The following is a 21,916-nucleotide window of genomic DNA, read 5'->3' as shown; positions in this document are numbered from 1 at the left end:
TCTCCTCTAACGCATGTGCAGGATGATCGGGCTGCTGCTGGCCGGATCGGTGTGTTCACGCAGCTTGGCAACCGTCTGCGCATCCACAGCACCACCCTGATTGCCCCAGGTGCTGCGCATGAAGGTCAGCAGTTCGGCGATCTGCTGATCCGACAACTGCTCACGGAAGGCCGGCATGCGATAGGCGTCCGGCACCCCGGCAGCGACAACACGCTGCGAACCATTGAGGGTGATGTTGATCGCCGAGGCGCTTTCCTTGGCCAGTGCAGAAGTCGCGCCGGCCAGCGGCGGCATCCATTGCGCTTGGCCCTTGCCGTCCAGACCATGGCAGGAAGCACAGCGCGTCACGTAGGTATGAGCACCGGACGCGTCCAGACGTTCCGCTGCCGATACCGCCTGATACTGCCAAGGTGCGCCATCCCGCTCGCGATCCCCGGGCAGCGACTTCAGATAACGGGCAATGGCCGTCAGATCGTCATCGCTCATGAACTGCGTGGAGTTGTTGAACGCTTCGGTCATCGAACCGTAGACCACCGCATGTTTATTGCGACCGGTCTTGAGGAACTGCACGATCTGCGCCTCGCTCCAGCGGCCCAGGCCGGTGTTGTGATCATCACGCAGGCTCGGCGCGTACCAGCCATCGAGCAAGGCGCCGGCGAGGAACGGTGCAGCGGATTCATCCAGTGCCTTCTCGTTGAACGCCAGGCCGCGCGGGGTATGGCAACTGCCGCAATGCCCGGCGCCCTGAACGAGGTAAGCGCCGCGGTTCCACGTTTCATCCTGCGACGGTTTGGCGGCATACGGTTGGGCATCGACAAACACGCCGTTCCACAGTGCGATCGGCCAGCGCAGGTTCAGCGGAAAGGGAATGGCACTCGGGATGTTCGCCTGTTTCACCGGCGCCACGCCTTTCATGAAGAACGCATACAGCGCCCGCACGTCGTCATCGCTGAGCTTGGCATAGGACGGGTAGGGCATCGCCGGGTACAGACGGCGACTGCCGGGTGCCACGCCATGGCGCACGGCGCGGTCGAAGTCCGCGAGGCTGTAGTGACCGATACCGGTTTGCGTGTCCGGGGTGATATTGGTCGCATGGATCGCGCCCAGCGGCGTGGCCATTTCCAGGCCACCGGCAAATGGCGCACCGCCCGGCACACTGTGGCAGGCCACACAATCACTGAGCCTGGCGACGTATTCGCCCCGTGCGACCAGTGCCGGATCGATGTCGGCCACCGCCGTCTGATGGTTTTCGAGAGGCGAGGCGGGCTCGCGAGTGACATACCAGGCCAGCAGGCCTGCCGCGACTAGGCACGGCACTGCCAGCCAGCCAGCGGTTCTTGCGAATCGGCTGTTATTCATGAACGCTCCGGCGCTGATCAGGTGAAAGTGTGTCGGCTCATGGGCAGGCTGCGCACCCGCTGACCGGTTAGCCTTGCCACCGCGTTAGCGACGGCGGGCGCGACCGCAGGCAACGGTGGTTCGCCGATGCCACCCATTTTTTCTCCACTCTCCACCACACGCACGTGCACCCGCGCCATCCGCGCAGGCGGCAGGATCGGATACAGGTCGTAGTTGCGCGCCCGGGGTTTGCCATCAATCCACACGGCTTCTTCCACCAGCGTCTGCGACAGTCCCAGCGCCACGGCGCCGTTCACCTGAGCCTCGACAATCGCCGGGTTGACGATGCTGCCGGGATCAATCGCCTGCCAGATGTCGTGTACCTTGACCTGGCCGTTCTCGATGGACACCTCGGCGATCACCGCCGTCTCTGTACCAAACGGCGATGCCATGGCCACGCCGCGCGCCCGTCGGCTGCCATCCTCAGCGGTAAACGGTCCGCGCTTCCAGCCACCCGATAGTTCACCCACCGCTTGCAGCAGCGTGGTCAGGCGTTTGTTGTCGCGCAGCAAATGCAGACGCAAGTCGAACGGGTCTTTGCCGCCCTTGTCAGCGAGTTCATCAAGAAACGATTCATAGAAGAAGTCGTTCAGCGAGTTGCCCACCGAACGCCAGTAACCGAGCATCGCCGGGCCTTTGACGTAGATCTGCGCGATACGTTTGTTGGGGATCGCGTAGGACTTGCCCGACAAGCCTTCAAGCGCCGTAGGGTCGAGTTTCTCCCCTTGCTTGCCGGCGAGGGCCTCGGTCGGCCCTTCGGTGGCACTGACCGCTTCGATTGCCAGCGGCCAGCCGTCGTTGTCCAGCGCAGCGCGGAAATTCACTGCTGCAACCGGGCGGAGCACGTCACGCAGGAACTCTTCCTCGCGACTCCAGATCAGTTTGACCGGTCGGCCAACGGCCTTGGACAGCGCAATCGCCTGCGGATAGGGACTGGCCGAGTCGTAGAGAAAATGCCGACCGAAGAACCCGCCCAGCAGCGGCGAATGCAAGGTGATGCGTGAAAGATCGAGGCCCGTGCGTTTGGCGATGTCGGCACGGAACATGTCCGGCGCCTGATTCGGCAGCCAGATCTCCAGCGAGCCGTCCGGATTGAATCGGGCCAGTGCCGAAGGTGGCTCCAACTGTCCGTGGTTCAGGTATTGGTTGTGGTAAGTGGCGTCGATGCGGGTCTTGGTTTCCTTGAGGATCGACGCCACGTCGCCTTGGTTTTCATCATCTTTGGCCGGGCCTTTATCTTCTGCGAGGCGCTTGAACCAGCCATCGCTGGAAAAGTCGGCGGGCATCGGCCGCACGTTGCTGTCGGCCGTTGGCTCTTGCCAATCGACCTGAATCGCCTCGACTGCACGCTTGGCGTGCCACCAGCGCTCGGCGACCACCGCCACGGCGCCCGGCAGACGATGCACGGAATGCACGCCTTTCATTGCCTTGACCTGGTCTTCGTTGCGCAGCTTGCCCACCGTCATCCCCAGGCGCGGGGCATGTTGCACGGCGGCATGGAGCATGTCGTCGACTTTCAGATCGATGCTGTAGAGCGCCTTGCCCGTGGATTTATCGTAGGCATCGACGCGCTTCACCGGTTTGCCGATCCAGCGGAACGTGCTCGGATCCCGTAGCGTCACGGAGGCCGGATCGGGAACCGGCAGATCCATCGCGCGCTCGGCCAGCTCACCGTAGGCCAGCGAGCGGCCCGACTTGGCATGCACAACCTTGCCGGGCTCGGTGCTCAACTCACTCACCGGCACCCCGAGTTGCTGCGCGCCCGCCTGCAACAACATAGTGCGGGCGAGGGCGCCGAGGCGGCGCATGACCGGGTAACTCATGCGCACCGACATGCTGCCGCCGGTGATGCGCATGCCGTTGTCCATCACCACATAAGCCTCGCCGGGTGGGGCGGCTTCGACGAGGAAGGTCGCCGGGTCGGCATCCAGTTCTTCACCGACGATCTGCGCCATCGCGGTGAACGTGCCTTGTCCGCCTTCCATGAACGGGCAGAGCAGGCGCACGCGATTGTCCGGGCGGATTTCCAGAAACGCCGGGACCTGCGTGCCGCGCTCGGCACTGGCCACTGCAGCCGCTGCTTGCGCGCGTGTCGAGCCGAGCGGCAGGCCAAAGCCGAGGACCAGTGCGCCGACGGCGGTGCCGGTCAGGAAACGTCTGCGCGATACATTGATCGGTTCGTGCAGATCAAGCGCCGAGGCTTGCTGTGAAGGGTCGATACGAACGTTCATCACGCTTCTCCCTTGCCGGCAAGCTCATGCACCGCAGCGTGGATGGCGTTGTACGTGCCACACCGGCACAGATTGACCATCGCCGCCTCGATCTGCGCATCACTCGGCTTGGGGTTTTGTTTGAGCAGCGCGGTGGCGGCCATCACCTGCCCGGACTGGCAGTAACCGCATTGGGCGACCTGCAGATCGACCCAGGTCGAGACCACCCGTTTGCCCACTTCATCGGTTTCGATGGCTTCAATGGTGGTGACTTCCCGGCCGACCACACCAGCCACCGGGGTGACGCACGAGCGCACCACATTGCCGTCCACCAGCACCGAGCAGGCGCCGCATTGCGCCAGACCGCAGCCGTACTTGGTGCCGGTCATGCCCAGATCATCGCGGATCACCCACAGCAGGGGCGTATCGGCGTCGGCATCGACCTGATAGGTCTTCTGGTTGATTCGTAGTTCCATGGTTCACCCGCTTGATCATCGGTTGAGGTGCTTTGTTATTAGCGGTGACACGCGGCGAGGCGCATCACCGGTGAAGCTGGTTGTTCGTTCAAATCGTTGCGGTGCCGAGCGCTTCTGCCTCAAGTGGTTGCCCACGCAGCAGCGCCATGTCACGACTTGGCGCGGTGCCGAACAGACGGCCGTATTCGCGGCTGAACTGCGAAGGACTTTCATACCCGACGGCAAATGCCGCCCGCGAAACGTCCAGGCGCTCCATCAGCATCAGCCGACGGGCCTCGTTCAGACGCATCCACTTCTGGTACTGCAGCGGACTCATGCCAGTCAGTTGGCGAAAGTGCAGGTGAAAAGTAGGCGCGCTCATCTGCACCCGCGCGGCCAGATCGTCGATACGCAGGGCAGCGGTGTAGTTGACCTTCAGCCAGTCGATGGCTTTGGCGATGCGGTACCCCTGACCGTCGACGGCAGTGATCTGCCGCAACCGCGCGCCTTGATCGGTGTTGAGCAGTCGGTAGTGGATTTCGCGCAGAATCAGCGGCGCCAGCACCGGGATCGCCTCCGGCTCATCGAGCAATGCCAGCAGGCGATCGAGCGCGCCTTCCAGGGCGGACGACAGGCTGCCGATCCCGGCGCCCGTCCCCGTTGATTGCTGGCGCTTGGCAGGCAAGCCACTTTTGGTGATGACCTCGGCGAGCATGCTGACATCCAGTTTCAGCACGAGGCCGACACAGGGCTGTGTGGGGCTGGCGAGCATCACTTCGGAGTTGGCGGGCAGATCCAGCGAAGTGACCAGAAACCGCGAAGGGTCATAGCGGTAGCCCTCACCACCGACCCACAGGCGTTTTTCGCCACGGCCCACCAGAATCAGGCTCGGTTCGATCATGCACACGGCGGGGGGCGCCGGCTGGTCGCGGCGAAACAGCGACAGGCCGGGTATGGCGGTGGCGAAGTCACCCGGTGCGTTCACGCGCGGGTCGATGTTCAACGCCAGCGTTGATTCATGGCGCGGGGAGATATGAATCATGGTCGGTCGCTCCTGTTGAGCGAACTCTAATCCGCCGGGCAGACGTTTCCTATCCATCCCCCTGCATCCTCAGAGGATCAGGCAAGCATTCAAGAGGAATGCGCTAGAGCGGCAGCGGATCGACCGGGAGAATGTGTCGAACTGTTACAGGGGCATGCCCTTGCAGGCATCCAATCGTTCCAACCCCTGCGCATCACCCCTCTACGCTTTTCGCGCAACACAGGTAGTTCTCATGACAATTGCTTCTACAGAAAAACGCGGCTGGAGCGCCGTGCTGGCCATGTCGTTGGCCGCATTCGCCCTGGTCGCTTCAGAATTCATGCCCGTCAGCCTGCTGACGCCCATTGCAGCCGACCTGCACATCACCGAAGGCCAGGCCGGGCAGGGGATTTCGGTGTCCGGTGGCTTCGCCTTGATCACCAGCCTGTTGATTGCCTCGGTCGCCGCGCGCGTCGAGCGCAAGAGGTTATTGCTGTCTCTGACCTTGCTGATGATCGTTTCAGGCACGGTCGTCGCGCTCGCGCCGGGTTACCCTTCCTTCATGATTGGACGAGCCTTGATCGGGATAGCCATCGGCGGGTTCTGGTCATTGTCGGCGGCGACTGCCATGCGTCTGGTACCGCCGGGGCAAGTGTCCCGAGCGCTGGCGATCGTCAACAGTGGTAACGCTCTGGCGACGGTCATCGCAGCCCCGGCGGGCAGCTTTCTTGGTTCGTTGATCGGCTGGCGCGGTGCATTTTTCTGTGTGGTTCCGGTCGCGGCGCTGGCGGCCGTGTGGCTGATGATCAGTCTTCCGTCTTTCAAGGCCGAGAAACCTCGGGCGGGCAGCGGCAACGTGCTGCGCCTGATGAAACGGCTGCCGGTTGCGCTGGGGATGGTCGCCGTCAGCGTATTTTTCATGGGGCAGTTCATGTTGTTCACGTACCTGCGGCCATTTCTGGAGGGCGTGACAGGGGTCAGTGTCTCAACACTGTCGTTCATGCTGCTGGGGCTGGGACTTGCAGGTTTTATCGGCACCTTTCTGATCGAAAGATTCATCGGCAATGGCCTCTACCGCACGCTGACCATTATCCCTTTGATCATGGCGGTCATCGCACTGGCCCTGGTGAACTTCGGTGCCTCGCCGCTGTTGACCGCATTGCTGCTCGGTCTGTGGGGGCTGGTCGCCACTGCGGCTCCCGTTGGCTGGTGGACATGGCTGGCCCAGACCCTTCCTGATGATGCCGAAGCCGGTGGCGGCTTGCTGGTGGCCATTGTGCAACTGGCGATCGCCGCAGGGGCCATCGTCGGCGGCCTGGCGTTTGATCTGAGCGGGTACAAAGCCACATTCGAGCTCAGTGCGGTCGTGTTGGTGGCAGCGTCCGTGCTTGCGTGGCTGGCGGGTCGCAGTGCCGATGAAGTTCATCTTGCCGGGTCGAACGCGGCAGCCTGACGAGTCCGTGCATCGGCGAGTCCTGTGGCCATGGCTAATGCTCATCGCTGAACGCAAGCTCTGTTCGAATGGCGCCATACAAAATGGCGCCTGCGATGCAAAGCCGTTGCTGAAAAAGCAATAGTCATTTGCGATTCCGCCGGATTGTTGCCGCCATCCGCCGAAGTTAGCATCGGTTCATCGCTGCAACTCATCAGGCCTTCGGCGCGAGTTCGAGACAGTCCGCATCGTCAACCTGCCGCTCCGCTGATCGTCATCACTCTCGATCTACTTCGGATACTCCAATGTCGACACTCTTCAATGAAATGCGCCTGGGCGACACCACGCTCAAAAACCGTATCGTCATGGCGCCGCTGACCCGTTCGCGTGCACCGCATGACGCCGCCGATGAACGCGTGGCGTTGTATTACGCACAACGTGCCACTGCAGGCTTGATCGTCAGTGAGGGCACGCCGATTTCCCGTGAGGGTCAGGGTTATCTGTTCAACCCAGGTATCTTCACTGCCGAGCAGATCGCTGGCTGGCGCCTCACTACCGACTCGGTGCATGCGGTGGGTGGCAAGATGTTTGCGCAGATCTGGCACGTCGGTCGCGTCTCGCACCCGTCGATTCAGGACGGTGGAAAATTGCCGGTGAGCGCCACGTCGAAGCGAGCAGTCGGCGCGACAGCGTTCGGTTACGACGCTGACGGCAAGCCGGCGCTGGTAGAGCCGCCGGCGCCACGCCAACTGGAAACGGCCGAGGTTTCGCGGATCGTCGGCGAGTTTGCGCAGGCTGCGGAAAACGCGATCAAGGCGGGTTTCGATGGCGTGGAAATTCACGGCGCCAATGGTTATTTGTTCGAGCAGTTCATGAACCCGCTGGTCAATGACCGAACCGATCAGTACTCGGCGGATCAGTTGGAAAATCGTCTGCGCTTTACGCTGGAAGTGATCGATGCCGTGGTTGCGCGGATTGGCGCGGGCCGGGTCGGTATTCGTATTTCGCCGTATGGCCAGTTGTTCGATATGCCGCTGTATGAGCAGATCGATGAAACCTATACCGCACTGGCAACAGAGATTGGCGCGCGGCAGTTGGCTTACGTGCATGTGATGGATCAGTCCGGGTTTCCTGCGCCGGGTACCGAGGGCGGTGGCGGCGGGCCGAAGGCAACATTCCTTGATTTGCTGTCGACCATCCAATCGAAACTGCCGGACACGGCGCTGATTCTGGCGGGCGGCATGTCGCGCCAGCGTGCGGAGGATCTGATCAAGGACGGCATCATCGACCTCGCCGCGTTCGGCACCGCTTACATCAGCAACCCTGATCTGGTGGCGCGGCTGCAAAACAACTGGCCGCTGACCGAAGCCAGGCGTGAAACCTTCTACGGCGGCGGGGCCGAGGGTTATGTAGATTACCCGCCTTACAAAGGCTAAGTAGCCGCTGAAGTATTGGCAGCCGCCACCGTTATTCGGGGCGGCTGCTTTTTCATGTCTGCTGCAAACAGCCCTGAAAAAATCTCGCGGCGGGACAAGCAGACGAAGTTCTGCTGTAGTGCAAATCAACTGTTCTCGATGATCGGAATTCCTTATGCACCTCAAAGCGCACCGGTACTTCGCCATGGTCGCCGTGACTGGAAGCTTTTCGGCGACAGCTCGGCACTTCCGCGTGCCGGCGTCCTCCGTTTCGCGATTCATCGCGGCGCTGGAGCGCGAGGTCGGTCAGCAGCTGCTGTATCGAAATACCCGTGCGGTCAAACTGACGGACGCGGGGGAGCGCTATTACCTGCAGATCCGTGAAGTGCTCGAACTGCTCGATGCCGCCGATGAGGAAATCACCGGCAAGGGGGGCGAGGTTCGTGGACTTGTGCGGATTAACGCGCCGGTTGCGTTCGGCAGCCTGCACATCGTCAAACTGTTGAACGGACTGTATGACCAGTATCCCGAGCTGACGGTCGAGCTGACGGTCACCGATGCTTTTATCGACCCGATTCAGGAGGGCGCCGACATCATTTTTCGGGTCGGACGATTGGGCGACTCTGGATTGATCGGCCGCAAAATCTGCGATCAGCAATACGTCTTGTGTGCCAGTGCAGACTATATAGCGAAGCATGGCCAACCCGCGTCGCCGCAGGATCTGCGCAATCATGCCTGCCTGGTCTACAAGGGGACCGGCGGGGCGCAGCGCTGGTACTTCAGAAAGCCTGGCAGCGACGCGGCCGAGCTCATCGACGTCCACGGCCCGCTTCGAAGCAACAATGGTCAGGTCTTGGTGGAAGCCGCGCTGGCGGGCAGGGGGATCGTGTTTTTTCCCTCCTGGCTGTTTAGCCGCGAGCGTTTCGTCAGCCGGCAGCTCATTCGGCTTTTACCGGATTGGGAAGGATCGGTGAAGCAAACGCCCAGTCAGATCCATCTGCTTTCGCCGGAGAATCGTCTGCGTTCGCAGAAGGTACGCGCGGTATGGGACTACTTCATTAAAGCGATCGGCACTCCGCCTTATTGGGATGATTTGGGGGATTCTCGGGGCGAGGGTGATGTTTAGGCGTTTTCAAAATTCTGACCGATTGCGGCATGCCATCCTCGCACTGACCAACACCATTTGGCCGCCGGAATGAAAGCACTTTGAAATTCAAAAGTGCTCGATGGCTAGCGTTCAAATCTTCCAAACGCCGGATGCATTCTTTCACTCCAAACCCCACGCAATGACGCCATTCGCCCGAATGCGCACGCTGGGCTCCACGTATTTGCCTAAGGCCTATCGCGTGAGTAGAATGCGATTAATTATCAATTATGTACTTTCCGGGATTCCGATGGGCAGCGACGAAACGCTAGATACTGCAGATCTGGGGCTGCTCTATCGCACCCACCATTCGTGGTTGCACGGCTGGCTGATCCGACGCATTGGATGTCGCGATAACGCTGCAGATCTGGCGCAGGACACCTTTGTACGTCTGCTCAAATCGCGTCAGTCCAGCCCCTTGCGCGAGCCACGCGCCTATTTGAGCAGCATCGCCCGCGGGCTGATGATTGATCAGTATCGTCGTCGCGAACTCGAACGTGCCTACCTGGAAAGCGTCACGCTGCTGCCTCAACACGAGGTTCCCTCGGAAGAAAGCCGGCTGCTGATTCTGGATGCGCTCGAGCGCATAGACCGCATGCTCGGTCTGCTCAAACCGAGAGTTCGCCAGGCGTTTTTATTTGCCCGACTCGACGGTCTGACGTGCGCGCAAATCGCCGAAAAGCTGGGTGTTTCCCGCGCGACGGTGGAACGCGACCTGGCCACGGCCCTGCAACACTGCTATCGCTTGCGTTATGTCGAGTCGTGAGTCGCAGGCGCTGGATCCGGCCATTGTCGAGCAGGCGATCCAATGGCTGGTGCGCCTTCGCTTCAATCAGGCCGATGAACCCACACAGCGTGCTTTTGAGCACTGGCTGCAGCAGCGCCCGGAGCATGTGTTGGCGTGGCAGCGTGTGGAAACGCTTGGGGACGAATTCGCAGGCGTGCCGGTTCAACTGGCCCGACAAACCCTCAATGGCAGCGATAAAGGAATGCGCCGGCGGGAAAGCCTGAAGCTGCTGGGCCTATTGGCGACTGTTGGCGCTGCAGCCTGGCTCGGCCGCGACTACACACCCGTCCCCGCCATGCTTGCGCAACAACGCAGTAGCACCGGCGAGCAGCGACGCGTCCAGCTCGATGACGGCAGCCTTATCCAGCTCAATAGCGACAGTGCTGTCGACAGTGATTTCGATGCTCAGCGACGGCTGATCATCCTGCGACGTGGTGAAATCATCGTGAACGTCGGCGCGGATGAACACTCGGCGCACACGCGTCCCTTCTGGGTACAAACCCGTGACGGGATCATGCGCGCTCAGAGTTCGCGCTTTCTGGCTCGCGAACGTGACGATGGCACGCTGGTCGCGGCTCAGGAAGGGTCAGTCACGGTTTTCCCCGGCTCCAGCCAAACGCCTGCGGGCCGCAGCGTCCAGGCAGGCAATCAGCTGCTGTTCACATCAAGTGGCGCCCGCATGGTCCGGGACAACGGCCTTGATCCATGGAGCTGGGGCGACGGGGTAATCAGTGCGCGCAATATGCGCCTCAATGATTTCATTGTGGAGTTGTCGCGTTATCGTCCCGGCGTATTGCGCTGCGCCGACGAGGTCGCTGATCTCCGCGTTTCCGGCACCTTTCAGCTCGCCGACAACGATCAAGTCCTGGCATTGATCGCGCAATCACTGCATTTGCACATTGATTATCGGACCCGTTATTGGGTGACCGTGACCGCTGCCACCTGAGTCCATCACAACTTTTTTGCGCCGCCTGAAAAATAATGAGGTGGTTTCGCATTCTCGTTCGACTTCTAAGGAAGGCCGGAATACAGGCCAGTCTGCCGATGTCCTTTCTTGGAGCGAGAAAATGAGTTCGTCCCCGGTTTCACAGCGCCATCCCTTAAATCGTGCCTTGCAGGGCGCGATGTTGGGTTTGATCGTCAGCAGCTATGCATTGCCGTCGTTGGCGCAAACGTCGAGCGCTGACCACAGCAATCCAGTCAAGCAGTGGAATATCGCGGCCGGCCCACTGGCGCCGGCGCTTGACCGTTTTGCGCGCGAGGCCGGCATCAGTCTTTCCTACGACGCCTCGCGTGTGGCGAACCGCACCACTGCTGGCGTGAATGGCACGCTTGAAACGTCGGCCGCGCTGTCATCGTTGCTGCAGGGCAGCGAATTGCAGATCGAACAGCAAGGCCCGAATGCCTACCTGTTGGTCCCACAAGCCAAGACCGCCGGCCCGCTGGAACTCGACGCAACGGACGTCGAGGACTATCGCCTCGCACCCCTCATCATCAATGCCAAGGTCAGGGTCAGTGCCGACGACGACGCCAACTCGGTGGTCGCCAAGGAGCTCTGGGTTGGCGGCAAGGTAGCAACCAGCATTCTCAATACCCCGGCATCGGTGTCGGTTGTTACCAACAGGGAAATGGAACAGCGCAGCGTCAGCACCACGGAAGAGGCGCTGCAATACACGCCCGGCGTGATCACTGACTTCTATGGTACGGATGACCGCAACGACTATTTCCAGATCCGCGGCTTTCAGGCCACAACCTACCGTGACGGCTTGACCCTGAGTTCGATGCGCGGCGTACGCGAGGATCCATTCGCATACGAGCGCATCGAGATTCTGCGTGGCGCCAACTCCACGCTGTTTGGCCCCGCGGACCCGGGCGGTTCGGTGAATTTCGTGACCAAACAGCCGCGCTTCGAGCAGTTTGGCCAAGGCTATGTGACCTACGGTTCGTTTGACCATGTCGAGACAGGCATCGATGTCGGGGATGCGCTGAACGACGAGAAAACCCTCGCTGGGCGCTTTACTGCCAAAGGCCAGAACAGCGACCGCGAATACGATCACTCGCAGGACGACAACCAGTTGTTTATGGGTGGCCTCACCTGGGCACCGACGGATTACACGTCGGCGACGATGATTCTGGACTACCTGAAAACCGAAAGTTCGCCCAACAGTGGTGGCTATCCGCTGGACAAGGAATACGACCGCAAGAAGTTTTATGGCGAGCCCAGCTACAACTTTCACGATGTCGAGCGCACCAGCCTCAGCGGCAACGTCACCCATGACTTCGACAACGGCTTCGTACTGCGCAGCAATCTGCGCTACAGCAAGTTGACCGATGATTTTGGCTACGTCTATCTGAGCGACAGCGCCGCACGCGTCGGTACCACGGTTGACCGCTATCAGTTTGGCACGGACACCGAAGCCGACCAGTTCAACGGCAATCTGATGCTGCAATACGATGCCCGCTTCGAGAACATCGACAGCAGCAGCCTGGTGGGCGTGGAGTACCTCGATTCGACCACCAGGGAAAGCTCGGTCTACGCCCCGACGACCTCGATTGACATTGCAAACCCCGTGTTCACTGGGGTTTCACGCTCAATCGCGCCGTATGCCGTCAACAAGCGAGACGCGACCACCAAGGCCGTATTCCTCCAGCAGAACCTGTCGTTCTTCGAGCGTTTCATCGTCACCGGCGGTGTGCGCAACGACTCGATGGACCTGACCAGCAAAGGCCTGGAACCCACTGAGAAAGACACCTTCTCCGAAACCTCCTACCGAGGTGCGCTGACCTATATCGTCAACGATGAAGTGTCCACCTATGTGAGCATGGTCGAATCCGTTTCGCCGCCGCAGGTTGGCGTCACGCCGCAGACCGGCAGGCAGTACGAGATAGGCGTGAAGTATGCGCCGATGGGGATGGACGCCCTGTTCTCCGCAGCCGTTTATGACCTGACCCAGGAAAACGTCACCATCGCCGTGGTGCTGCCGAGCGGCATCATTGAGCAACAGACGGTAGGCGAATCGCGTGCGCGTGGCCTCGACCTGGAGGCCAAGGCGCAGGTGACGCAGAACCTCAGCTTGATCGGTGGTTACTCCTACATGGAGTCCGAGGTACAGCGCGGTTCGTTGTACGACGGTAGTTCCCTGAAGGGTAATGAATTCGCCACGGCACCCAAGCATTCCGCTTCGCTCTGGAGTTATTACGACGTGCCTGCCACGGATGTCAGCGTTGGCCTGGGTGCGCGCTACGTCGGCTCTTACTACTTCGATGCCGCCAACTCCGACAAAAGCGATGGCACCACGCTGTTCGACGCCGCGTTCAACTACAAGATCGCCAAGGGCACCGACCTAGCGGTCAACCTCAGCAACCTGCTGGATGAGCAGCACGTGGTCGGTTCCGGCACCGCGAACTTCTACAACCCGGGTCGCGAGATTACCGCCAAAGTGAGTTACAAGTGGTAAGCAGGCGTGTAGGCCTTTTTCCCCTGTAGGAAGCGGTGCCCGCTTTACGGCGGGCACCGTCAACCTGGCCAAAACCCGCCGCTCATTGCTGGAAGCCGCTGGCCACTCAGATCAGGACTTAAGGTGCGGCTGAGCGGTTCTTCCCCTGCGTACACGGATTAAAGCTCTCGCGAATACTTTGGCTGGTTCCTACATAGGCTTGGGTACCTGGAACCGCCACAGCCGAGTAATTCTTGCGATCGGTTTCCCTGATAAAACTTCCTTGCTCAGCCGTGAAGCTCTCAGTGTTTGGTGGTACCAGTACGTTCAGAAACTGGGCCTTCTTGTCGAGGGCCAAGGCACCTCCTGGGGTAATCGGCGCCAGCATGGCGAACCACCGATCACTGAACAGGTAGAAAATATCGGCTGCGGCTCTGCCACTTCGCAGGTGGGCACACTGCACATCGCTGGCGTTGATGACTTCAGCCTGCTGGTACATGCCGCCCTTGTACAAGGCCAGTACTAGCTTGCTCTTGGTCAGCACACCCAGGCCTTGCTTGGGTTTGCACACTTGCAAATCGCCATAGGCAGACAAGCACCAGTTGGTCTCGGTGATAGTGACGATTTCATCTGCGTTGAGCTTCAGATCGTGCTCGATATTGGCGCGGGCTTCCGGGGTTTCATAGGGGATGGTGCATGCGCTTAATAGAGCTGCGAGGGTAAGGGCGAGTAGCGGGGTTCTCATCAAGCGTCCTTTGCTGCTGGAAGGTACATATAAATGACGAATATTTTTTTGCGAATCTTCGCGGCGGGGAATTATACAGATCGCGCTGCGTTCGAAACGCTGCTGGAGAATCTGCCAAGGCTCGTCGTTTGAATTTCTCGAAAGCTCGCGAGCGAAGTCTGATCTCCAGTTCGAACCAAAGACGCTGCCAAGCATCGGCGTCCTTGACGGCAGTGTCCTGCCACAGGAACTCTGTTTGTGCGACAAACGCCGCCCGTGTAATCAGCATCTTCTGATGCTCGTTCGTCGAGCGTTTTCCAGTCATTTCTGACACTCAATGAACGATTCCTACAAGTCGTGTTACAGCGCTGAACCTGTGCTCGCCAGCCTCTTTATAAAACATCTGTGCCCGGATAGAGATCCGCAGGTGGATGGTAATCGGGATCCTCGAAGCGGCTATTGTTGTAATGGGTTTTGGCCGTCGGCCCTTCGCCCTTGTACGTCACCTGCGAGTTTGGCGTGAGATGCCACCCGTCGCCGTCCTTGTCGCGCTCGATCAGTGACGGGTACAACGTACAGGTGCCTGCGGAACCTGATGTCAGCCTGAACTGGTAAAAGCGCCCGGCCTGGGGCGTGAACTTCGTCGTGACGGAGCAGGTTTGCGTGCGCGCGCCCTCCCAGAACATACCCACGTGCGTTTCGATTCCGGGGCGGACCCGGGTTTCGTAATAGTCCGACGTGAGGTTTTGCCCTGCTTTGGGCATACCTTCATCCTGCGTGTGGATGAACGGAAGCGGCCCACTGCGAATGACGCCGCCCGAACGCTTACCGTTTTCGTACTGGTACAGATCGGCATGCTGAGTGAAATTGACGATACGTATCCAGGCAGGGTCGGGCTGGTTTTCAGGTGCGGTGAAGTAATCGGTGTGGGGGAAATACTGGCAGCCTGCGAACAACGGCAGAGTCAGCAGGCAGAGCGTAGAGCGAATCGACATGGAGCCTGTCCTTTTGCAAAGTCAGGGTAGAGACCGCAGGAAAGAAGGAGCATTGCGGGAAAGGTGAAAAAAATCGTTGGGGCGGTAAGCGACAGCAGGGGGAGGGCGCCGCCCGGGCGTTCTGAGAGCCAACTGATAGCTGCAATATCGTCTACATTCCAAGAAGCATTTCATTCCATGGAGGCTGTAATGACGGTAATTCGCTTTCTCGTAACGTCTTTTACGTGCCTCGCTTTGGCGGTGGGCTCGGTGCCTGCAATGTCAGATCCGGGCAATGGAAATGGCAAAGGCAACGGAAAGGGTGCGCCACAGAATAGTCAGGCGCACGGGAATCAGGGAAATAAAGGTAAAGGGTCTGGCTCGGGCAACCTGGACCGCGCGCCCATTGTTGATCGATCTGGCGTCTTGGGTGTGATTGACGGCTACCGGAGCTACTGGAATCCGGGCTCTTCGCTTCCACCCGGCATACAGAAAAACCTGGCGAGAGGAAAGCCGCTGCCACCGGGCATCGCCAAGAAGCTGGATGGAAGGTTGGCTGGCAAGCTACCCCATTATGATGGCTACGAGTGGCAACAGGCGGGTACTGACTTGATTCTGGTTGCGATCGCCACGGGCATCATTTATGAAGTTCTCAACGACGCATTTGATTAGTAAAACTCAGGTTCAATCCATCTCATCGCGCGGGTCTCGCTTCAGCTCGGAAAAACTTTTATCGCGAAACATCCGCGCCACGTTTTTACTTATCTGCACTGTGTGGCGCGGACTTTCCATGTACCATCAGCGCGGGCTGATGCTGCCCGCCGCTCGCTTCCGAAAGGAAAGGTGAAAGCATTGCTTCTCTTCCCAGATCCTGTCGCATCTCTTGAGAGTCGAGGTTTGGCAACGCGAGCACCAAAATGCCTCGACGACAGGAGGAACGATGTTTTCAATCGAACAAGCCAAGCAGATGGCCAAGAAATTGCGTGCTTCGCTAGAGTCGCGCAATCAAACAGTGAGTCACTCCGCGGCTCTGGAAACAGTGGCGCACCAGTTGGGCTACAAGGACTGGAACACTGCATCAGCGATGCTTCCCCAGGAAGTTACCCAGCCCGCCATGACATTCGACAAAGCCATCCCGATATTGCGGATGTTCGACGAAACCAAGGCGCGCGAGTTCTACCTTGATTTTCTTGGTTTCAGCGTCGAATTCGAGCACCGGTTCGAAGCGGATCTACCGCTGTACCTGGGCATCAGCCGCAACGGTCTGCAACTCCATCTTTCCGAACATCATGGCGATGCGAGCCCGGGATCGACGATATTCGTCCCGATGCAAAACATCGAACTGCTCCGGGACGAATTACAGAGCAAACGATACGGCTACGGACGTCCGGATATTGTTCAACAGGGCTGGGGTCAGGTTCTGGAGGTTTATGACCCATTCGGCAATCGAATTCGATTCTGCCAAAGCTGATCATGGTTTGCGGGCTGGGGAGACCTGGTTCGCTTTGGTTCGATTGTTGCTCTTAGTGGGGGGCAGTAATCGGCCATTAGCAGTAACTTGCACAACACCAATAAATTATCTTACAAAGCATTGCGGCCTGTAAGAGCAATACCATAAATTGATCTGACTTGATAATCGTATTTCGTACAGCTAGATCGAGCCAATAATCGTTGGACATAAGCATCATAAAGTCCACCATCAGGACATAATATCTCCAAGGAGCTAGTCTTTATTTGTTCACTCGCTTGCCCAAGGTGATCAACAATATTTTTAGCTTGATCGGCCAATATTGCCAGTTTAGCGGCATTTCGATCATTATTCAAAACCATAAGATCTACAGATTTCATAAAGTTTCTAGCTGCAGAAAATTGATGCTGAGATTTTTGGAATGTTTTCAGGAATTGGTAATCAATAGGGATCGAGCTCAATTTATCTAAAACTTGGCTCCATGGGTAGTTGATGATTCCCTGATTTCGATGCTGTGATGTAACAAGCTCTCGCCATCTCGAACCACTGTCCGTAATCAATACCGAACCAGTCACCTGTGCCACAAACAGCGCCATTTCATAATTAGGCCCCATCCTGAATTGGATGAACTGACCACCTTCACCAGAATTCATCTGCTGTAACATCATTAGTGGAGAGGCTTCTGCATGGTGTTCCAGTTCGGACACGGTTTCTGCTGCATCATTTTTAGTTAACCCAAACTGATCAACTAGTGCTTTAATTTTTGCGTCTCTAGGCATCATTGCTATCGAATTTAAAAAGTCCTCGATCGCTAAAGTGTAATGTAAAAGCTGGTCTTGCTCGCAGAGAATATCTTTAGTGCGATCTTGAGATCGCTCGACAGCCATTTCCATCATAGCTCTCATCAGATCGAGGTCAAACTCTACTGGATTAGGGATCAGATTTACCAAGCCGAGCCCTATGAGTGGCTCCAACTCAAGCATGAACAGAAACTCCTTTAATGCCTGGTACCTGTATTTTTGGGGCGATTTAGTAGGGCTAAATTCCGGTTTGATATTATTGGAATTGGTTATTGGTGACTCTATTAGAAGTTCGTCAAACATAGATGCCATAGGTAGCGCATGTGCACTAATAACTCTAACATCTAATGGCCCTGTATAAAGACCTCGAAATTTTCCATCAGATTTTGGTAGCAACGAATAAATATCGGTTTCACGTGGCCATAAGGTAGAGTAAAAATCGTAAATACTGGATATCTGGCTATCGGATAGCTCGCGTCGGACGTCCAGCCATGTTTTACCACTATTGAAACCAAGGACATCGCGAATGCAGTTGCAAAATGCAAGATTTCTCTCTCGAATACTTGCGACTTCCCAAGTGGCTCGCAGATCATTGGGAACGTTTCGACAGCAATTTTTATACTTTTGTCCGCTACCGCAGCCACAAAGATCATTACGTCCAATCTGAGTTTCCTCGATATTCTTACTCAGAAACTTGTTTTGTGGTGTTGTTCGACCAAACGCATCCTGATAATGAACGAAGCCATTTTCAAATTTGGCATACATTTCCCCGCCAAATTTGTACAGTTTGTCAGCTGGAGGCAAGAGAACCTGCCTTATATCAGCCCAATTACAAGTCAATTCGTTTTCAGGGTGAAGCCATTCCTCTGCTCCAGCAGCTACAGTGAATTGGGCTCTACTCTTGATTACGTGATTAATCTGGGCGACCTCACCTGCTGTCAGCCTGCGAGATTTAATAAACTCAATGGTGTTGACCATGCTTTGACGAGCGCGGGTGGCATTGGTTCGTTGCGCAAGCGCATTGACGTTGTCAGGATCTTTGGCATATTCAAAATTCGTCAGAATTAAGCAGCGATTCTTATCCAGCGGAAATATTGTTTGTGAGCCCTTTAAAGAAATATCCGGGTCGTTGGGATATTCGCATAATTTCGATTCAGGAGGACATCTATGGTTGTAGATCGTGACGGGATGGTCCGAAACGATGAATTTAACATCCGAATCTTCAGCAGAAACTAGCTCCCTTACGCCTTCCGCCCATAAAGTGCAGTGTATTGAGCGTAACGATTGCATTTCCATCATTAGCTGTGACTGGCTTAGTTCTGGATATTTACTTCTAATCCAGTCCAAACCTTTCGGAGTTCGTAGTTTTTGCGCATCAAGATAGATGAATAAATTCTGAAAATTATGATGCCATTGAGATTGATCGTCAGTCAGGAATGCTCGAACGGCTTTAGAGCCATTATCATCAATGGGGCCAAATAGTTTTTGCTCAATATCGTCATTAACATCGGCACCGAAAAAAGTCGAATAGAGATCTACTTTATAGAATTCTTGAGCGGATGTATGCCACTTCTTAGAGTAAACCGTCTTGGCCTCACCATTTTTCAGGTCAATGTCACGGCGCTTTAGAAAGCAGAGCTGATTATCTCGTGCATGCAAAAAACCCTTCTGATACCATTGTGCGACATAATGATTGTCCCTCGTTTTGTTCATTAAAGTCACCGTCAAGTATAAATTGGTTTAATTTGCTCAGTTGGGATATTTAAAATTTAAGAATCTAAAATTAAATTATTGCTGATGGTGCGTAATAATAGTCAAATTGTTCACGCTTAAGCAATAGTCGATTTCATGCTTTACTGGAAAGACAGTCGGGATTTTTTCAGTTCGCAAGCTGCCTTGAGCTGCCATTAACTGCCCCTCGTGAATAGCAGGTACGAATCGAACTGCCATCCTGCGCGACACATCAGACTGCGCTGACCTCCGAAATACTTGATTTATCTTTTAGTCACTCTGCTTAGCCGGAGAAAAATCGACAATTCCGCTACCGAGTTCACCGCTAGTAAGTTTGCTAATTTGAATCGTTATTTTGGATAAAAAATTACTTTTTGTTGCCATCCATTTCAGTAGTTCTACCTTCTCCGCTCCCCCAGAAATATTGTCATCGCCGGTTTTGTGGGACTTGAGGAGATCCTGAACGACGCCAGCAGCAAAATCAGGAATGCTCAGCAGGTCATCCAAGTGAGACTTTCCATCGAATGACTTACCGAATCCAACGAGATCAAATTTATGTTTAGAATACATACCAAGCGTCCGGAGAAATATTTGCTGCGTATCCGCGAAATCTCTGTCCCGAGCGTTTTCGTTGATAGCATCGTTGTCACAATACCAAAGCAGGCGTTGATTTTTTCTCGTGGTGAGAGCGGTAAACAAGGCAATTGAATGACAAACACGGAGAACTTTCTCTCCTGCCGCGCCTCTCCATTTACCTAGACCCATAGAAAAAAGTTGGTCCTCTATAAGCTGATGTGCTTGCTTTTTTGAAACACCAAAAACTGTATCGATCTGCTTGTCGATAGCAATTGTAATAATTGCGGCGTGGATAAATTTATCCACGAGGTGAAGAAACTCGGGTAGAGCTCGGCTCCTTGGTCCATAACCCAAGTCTTTGAATGCAAACTCGCTATAGGGGTTTAATAAGCCATGTTTTTGTCTTAGTTTGTCAAGCTGCTCCATAAACGGGCCGATTTTGTTATAAGCTAAGATCAGAAACGAATAGGTGTGAAAGTGTGCGCCCGGATGCTCACCACCGAAGTCGGACATCACAGCAATTTTTTCGTCATCGGAAAAATCTGGCAGTTCATCTAGCTGCCCCACAGCCACAGCAAGAAGTTGTGAAAATTGCGGGTATTCCGCTGTAATCACTGACAGGTCGAAGGGGGAGTTTTTTCTGATTTTTTGTATGCTTCTGGCGTCGCTAATTTTTTGTCCTGCCATAACCGCAGATCCCAAATGAATATTTTCCTGATAGTACTCATTTGAGCGAGGCTGGTGAACAGCTCACTTCATTGAAATGAATTGCCCCAGATTTCGTAGCTCTCCATCCGAATGGCTTTGTCGGAATCCGTCTCTGAGTTGGATGTCTCCTATTGGCCGAAAGCAGCCCTTCAATAAGGGTGGCTTTGGTCTAAATTAGTAATGGTTTGTACGAGAAAACCAGGAAAAAATCAGGCATTTCCCTCGAATAAACATATCTCGGCAAGCGCGTTTAAATTACACAACCCGTTACGCCACAAAGGCTACAACGCCTTGCGCCGTTGCCTACGCGTACGCCAGAATCCGCCGGCATACACGACTATGCAGCGGGCTATATCGTTTCCCCGTCACTGAAAAACAGTGATCGGGTTTGGTAGCCCGGTGTTAGTTGTACAGCCCACTGTCGTCGAGGTTTCTCGCTCGATTATGGTGGCCATGTATAGGGCGTCCTAGGGCGCGCCGGAGCCTAACACCCGGTCTACCAACCTCTGCATGGCCACCACCCTTCGTTTGGTAGCGAAAGGGTGAAGCCTCCACTAATAGTGTTAGGAGCTTCATCTATGTTCAAAGTTACCCCAAACCCACCGGACGCCGATCCGATCCCGTACGACCCAACGCTTGAGCCTCAAAAGATACGAGAGGCGACCGACCGGGCCATCAATTTCTATCTCAACCCCGGTTCACTGAAGCTCTCAATCCCATCCCGCAAAACCAGCAAGATCTTTCTCATTGATCCCGCCGTGGACGAAGAAACCCTACTCCTCGAAGCCTGCGAGTCGTTGGCCGCCGCCAGTGACATGGCACGTGACATGAGCGATGTCGTCGACAACTCCCAACGCCGAACCATGCTGATGCTGCATCAGGTGATCATGCTGAGTGAGTTGATGGTGAATCGAGTCCTGGATGGTCGCCGCTTGCCGAACTAAGCGCTGCGTCATTGACGGCTAGGCCGCGAACTCTGTGTAGGAGCTGCCGTAGGCTGCGATCTTTTGATTTTGATTGTTGAAGAGCAGATCAAGGGATCGCAGCCTGCGGCAGCTCCTACAGGGTGGGGATTCATATTTCTTTTGGAGTGCCTTGATGGGCGCTTGTGGAGTTTCAGTTGATGTCCGAAACCACTAACAGTCCGCCGGTGACAGATCCGGCGTCGCCGTATGAATCATTCGATTCGAAGAAGCTTAATGCGGCGGCAGAGCGGGCGCTTGATCATTATCTTGCGCCTGAGAAGATCATGGCGACGCCTTACAGCCCCAGCACTTTGTTCATGGTTAACCCGCAATCCGACACTGAAACCTTGTTGGTCAATGCCTGTGAGTCTTTGGCCTCGGCGACGGTGATGCTGGGTGATTTTGCCGGGATGCTGGAAGGGCCGAACCGCAATACGTTGTTGGGGATTGCGCAGGTGGTGATGTTGGGGGAGTTGGCGGTGAACAAGGCGTTGGATAACGTCGAGTTGAAGCAGCCGGCCTAGGTTTTGTGCCTGGTTGATTCGGAATAAGTGGCCAGGGAGCAAGGTCCCCAGCCACGAAAAAAACGCGCAAAAGGGGGACGGGTTTATTGTCTGAAATAAATCCGTCTCCCTTTTTTGGGTGTGATGCAGAGTACTGTCAATGTACCG

At 56.3% G+C, this 21,916-nt stretch carries 18 protein-coding genes and 1 pseudogene; 10 read left to right on the top strand and 9 right to left on the bottom strand.

Annotated elements, in window-relative coordinates; all coding sequences use genetic code 11:
• Positions 1–6: 6 nt before the first annotated feature.
• The 4 genes from ACQ4MY_RS05095 to ACQ4MY_RS05080 form a co-directional block, all read right to left on the bottom strand.
• Positions 7–1,359, bottom strand: coding sequence for a c-type cytochrome (locus ACQ4MY_RS05095; RefSeq protein ID WP_440094116.1), 1,353 nt, complete (start codon positions 1,357–1,359; stop codon positions 7–9).
• Positions 1,360–1,376: 17 nt separating this feature from the next.
• A complete protein-coding gene (locus ACQ4MY_RS05090) occupies positions 1,377–3,629 on the bottom strand; it encodes a molybdopterin cofactor-binding domain-containing protein (protein ID WP_440094115.1) in 2,253 nt (750 codons plus the stop codon).
• Positions 3,629–4,084: a (2Fe-2S)-binding protein gene (locus tag ACQ4MY_RS05085; protein ID WP_440094113.1), complete on the bottom strand. Its 456-nt coding sequence runs from the start codon at positions 4,082–4,084 to the stop codon at positions 3,629–3,631. Before ACQ4MY_RS05085 ends, ACQ4MY_RS05090 begins: the two co-directional genes overlap by 1 nt.
• A gap of 88 nt (positions 4,085–4,172) precedes the next feature.
• A complete protein-coding gene (locus ACQ4MY_RS05080) occupies positions 4,173–5,105 on the bottom strand; it encodes an AraC family transcriptional regulator N-terminal domain-containing protein (protein WP_440094111.1) in 933 nt (310 codons plus the stop codon).
• Positions 5,106–5,337: 232 nt separating this feature from the next.
• On the opposite strand from ACQ4MY_RS05080, the gene ACQ4MY_RS05075 reads away from it, so the two are divergent.
• From ACQ4MY_RS05075 to ACQ4MY_RS05050, 6 genes are all read left to right on the top strand, one after another.
• Positions 5,338–6,537 carry an MFS transporter gene (locus tag ACQ4MY_RS05075; RefSeq protein WP_440094109.1) on the top strand — a complete coding sequence of 400 codons (1,200 nt, stop codon included), beginning with the start codon at positions 5,338–5,340 and terminating at the stop codon, positions 6,535–6,537.
• Between the two features lie 284 nt (positions 6,538–6,821).
• Positions 6,822–7,952: an alkene reductase gene (locus tag ACQ4MY_RS05070; protein ID WP_440094107.1), complete on the top strand. Its 1,131-nt coding sequence runs from the start codon at positions 6,822–6,824 to the stop codon at positions 7,950–7,952.
• 154 nt (positions 7,953–8,106) lie between these two features.
• The gene (locus tag ACQ4MY_RS05065) at positions 8,107–9,057 is read left to right on the top strand and encodes a LysR substrate-binding domain-containing protein (protein WP_440094106.1); all 951 of its coding nucleotides are present in this window, start codon (positions 8,107–8,109) and stop codon (positions 9,055–9,057) included.
• A gap of 268 nt (positions 9,058–9,325) precedes the next feature.
• On the top strand, positions 9,326–9,841 hold the full coding sequence (locus tag ACQ4MY_RS05060) for a sigma-70 family RNA polymerase sigma factor (RefSeq protein WP_158829841.1): 516 nt from the start codon (positions 9,326–9,328) through the stop codon (positions 9,839–9,841).
• Complete coding sequence (locus tag ACQ4MY_RS05055) at positions 9,828–10,808, top strand: FecR domain-containing protein (RefSeq protein WP_440094105.1); 981 nt, start codon at positions 9,828–9,830, stop codon at positions 10,806–10,808. The genes ACQ4MY_RS05060 and ACQ4MY_RS05055 overlap by 14 nt, the downstream gene beginning before the upstream one ends.
• Before the next feature lie 121 nt (positions 10,809–10,929).
• Positions 10,930–13,320 (top strand): TonB-dependent siderophore receptor, encoded by a 2,391-nt coding sequence (locus tag ACQ4MY_RS05050; RefSeq protein ID WP_440094103.1) that lies wholly within the window; start codon positions 10,930–10,932, stop codon positions 13,318–13,320.
• Between the two features lie 118 nt (positions 13,321–13,438).
• On the opposite strand, the gene ACQ4MY_RS05045 is transcribed toward ACQ4MY_RS05050, so the two are convergent.
• The 3 genes and pseudogenes from ACQ4MY_RS05045 to ACQ4MY_RS05035 all read right to left on the bottom strand — a co-directional run bounded on the left by ACQ4MY_RS05045 (position 13,439) and on the right by ACQ4MY_RS05035 (position 15,018).
• On the bottom strand, positions 13,439–14,239 hold the full coding sequence (locus ACQ4MY_RS05045; protein WP_440094101.1) for a hypothetical protein: 801 nt from the start codon (positions 14,237–14,239) through the stop codon (positions 13,439–13,441).
• A pseudogene (locus ACQ4MY_RS05040) lies at positions 14,154–14,361 on the bottom strand (hypothetical protein); the annotation flags it as partial. The gene ACQ4MY_RS05045 and the pseudogene ACQ4MY_RS05040, both read right to left, overlap by 86 nt.
• A 54-nt stretch (positions 14,362–14,415) precedes the next feature.
• A complete protein-coding gene (locus tag ACQ4MY_RS05035; RefSeq protein ID WP_440094099.1) occupies positions 14,416–15,018 on the bottom strand; it encodes a hypothetical protein in 603 nt (200 codons plus the stop codon).
• A gap of 189 nt (positions 15,019–15,207) precedes the next feature.
• Between ACQ4MY_RS05035 and ACQ4MY_RS05030 the strand changes: the two genes are divergently transcribed.
• Together ACQ4MY_RS05030 and ACQ4MY_RS05025 are read left to right on the top strand one after the other, a co-directional pair.
• Complete coding sequence (locus ACQ4MY_RS05030) at positions 15,208–15,669, top strand: anti-virulence regulator CigR family protein (RefSeq protein WP_440094097.1); 462 nt, start codon at positions 15,208–15,210, stop codon at positions 15,667–15,669.
• 268 nt (positions 15,670–15,937) lie between these two features.
• Positions 15,938–16,468, top strand: coding sequence for a glyoxalase superfamily protein (locus ACQ4MY_RS05025; protein WP_008080772.1), 531 nt, complete (start codon positions 15,938–15,940; stop codon positions 16,466–16,468).
• A gap of 110 nt (positions 16,469–16,578) precedes the next feature.
• Here the strand turns inward: ACQ4MY_RS05025 and ACQ4MY_RS05020 are convergent, their stop codons facing one another.
• Together ACQ4MY_RS05020 and ACQ4MY_RS05015 are read right to left on the bottom strand one after the other, a co-directional pair.
• Positions 16,579–18,978 (bottom strand): DUF4238 domain-containing protein, encoded by a 2,400-nt coding sequence (locus ACQ4MY_RS05020; RefSeq protein ID WP_440094095.1) that lies wholly within the window; start codon positions 18,976–18,978, stop codon positions 16,579–16,581.
• A gap of 288 nt (positions 18,979–19,266) precedes the next feature.
• Positions 19,267–20,259 carry a hypothetical protein gene (locus ACQ4MY_RS05015; protein WP_440094093.1) on the bottom strand — a complete coding sequence of 331 codons (993 nt, stop codon included), beginning with the start codon at positions 20,257–20,259 and terminating at the stop codon, positions 19,267–19,269.
• A 599-nt stretch (positions 20,260–20,858) separates the two neighbouring features.
• Here ACQ4MY_RS05015 and ACQ4MY_RS05010 point away from each other — a divergent pair.
• Both ACQ4MY_RS05010 and ACQ4MY_RS05005 read left to right on the top strand, forming a co-directional pair.
• Entirely contained in the window at positions 20,859–21,224 is a 366-nt protein-coding gene (locus ACQ4MY_RS05010; protein WP_008080779.1) for a DUF6124 family protein, read from the top strand.
• A 179-nt stretch (positions 21,225–21,403) separates the two neighbouring features.
• Positions 21,404–21,769 carry a DUF6124 family protein gene (locus ACQ4MY_RS05005; protein WP_440094091.1) on the top strand — a complete coding sequence of 122 codons (366 nt, stop codon included), beginning with the start codon at positions 21,404–21,406 and terminating at the stop codon, positions 21,767–21,769.
• Positions 21,770–21,916: the final 147 nt, after the last annotated feature.

Origin of the sequence: Pseudomonas sp. SM4 (genome assembly GCF_051913165.1) — a bacterium.
Taxonomy (GTDB): Bacteria; Pseudomonadota; Gammaproteobacteria; order Pseudomonadales; family Pseudomonadaceae; genus Aquipseudomonas.
The sequence above is the reverse complement of the archived record's forward strand: the minus strand, read 5'-3'. Positions and strand labels throughout refer to the sequence as shown.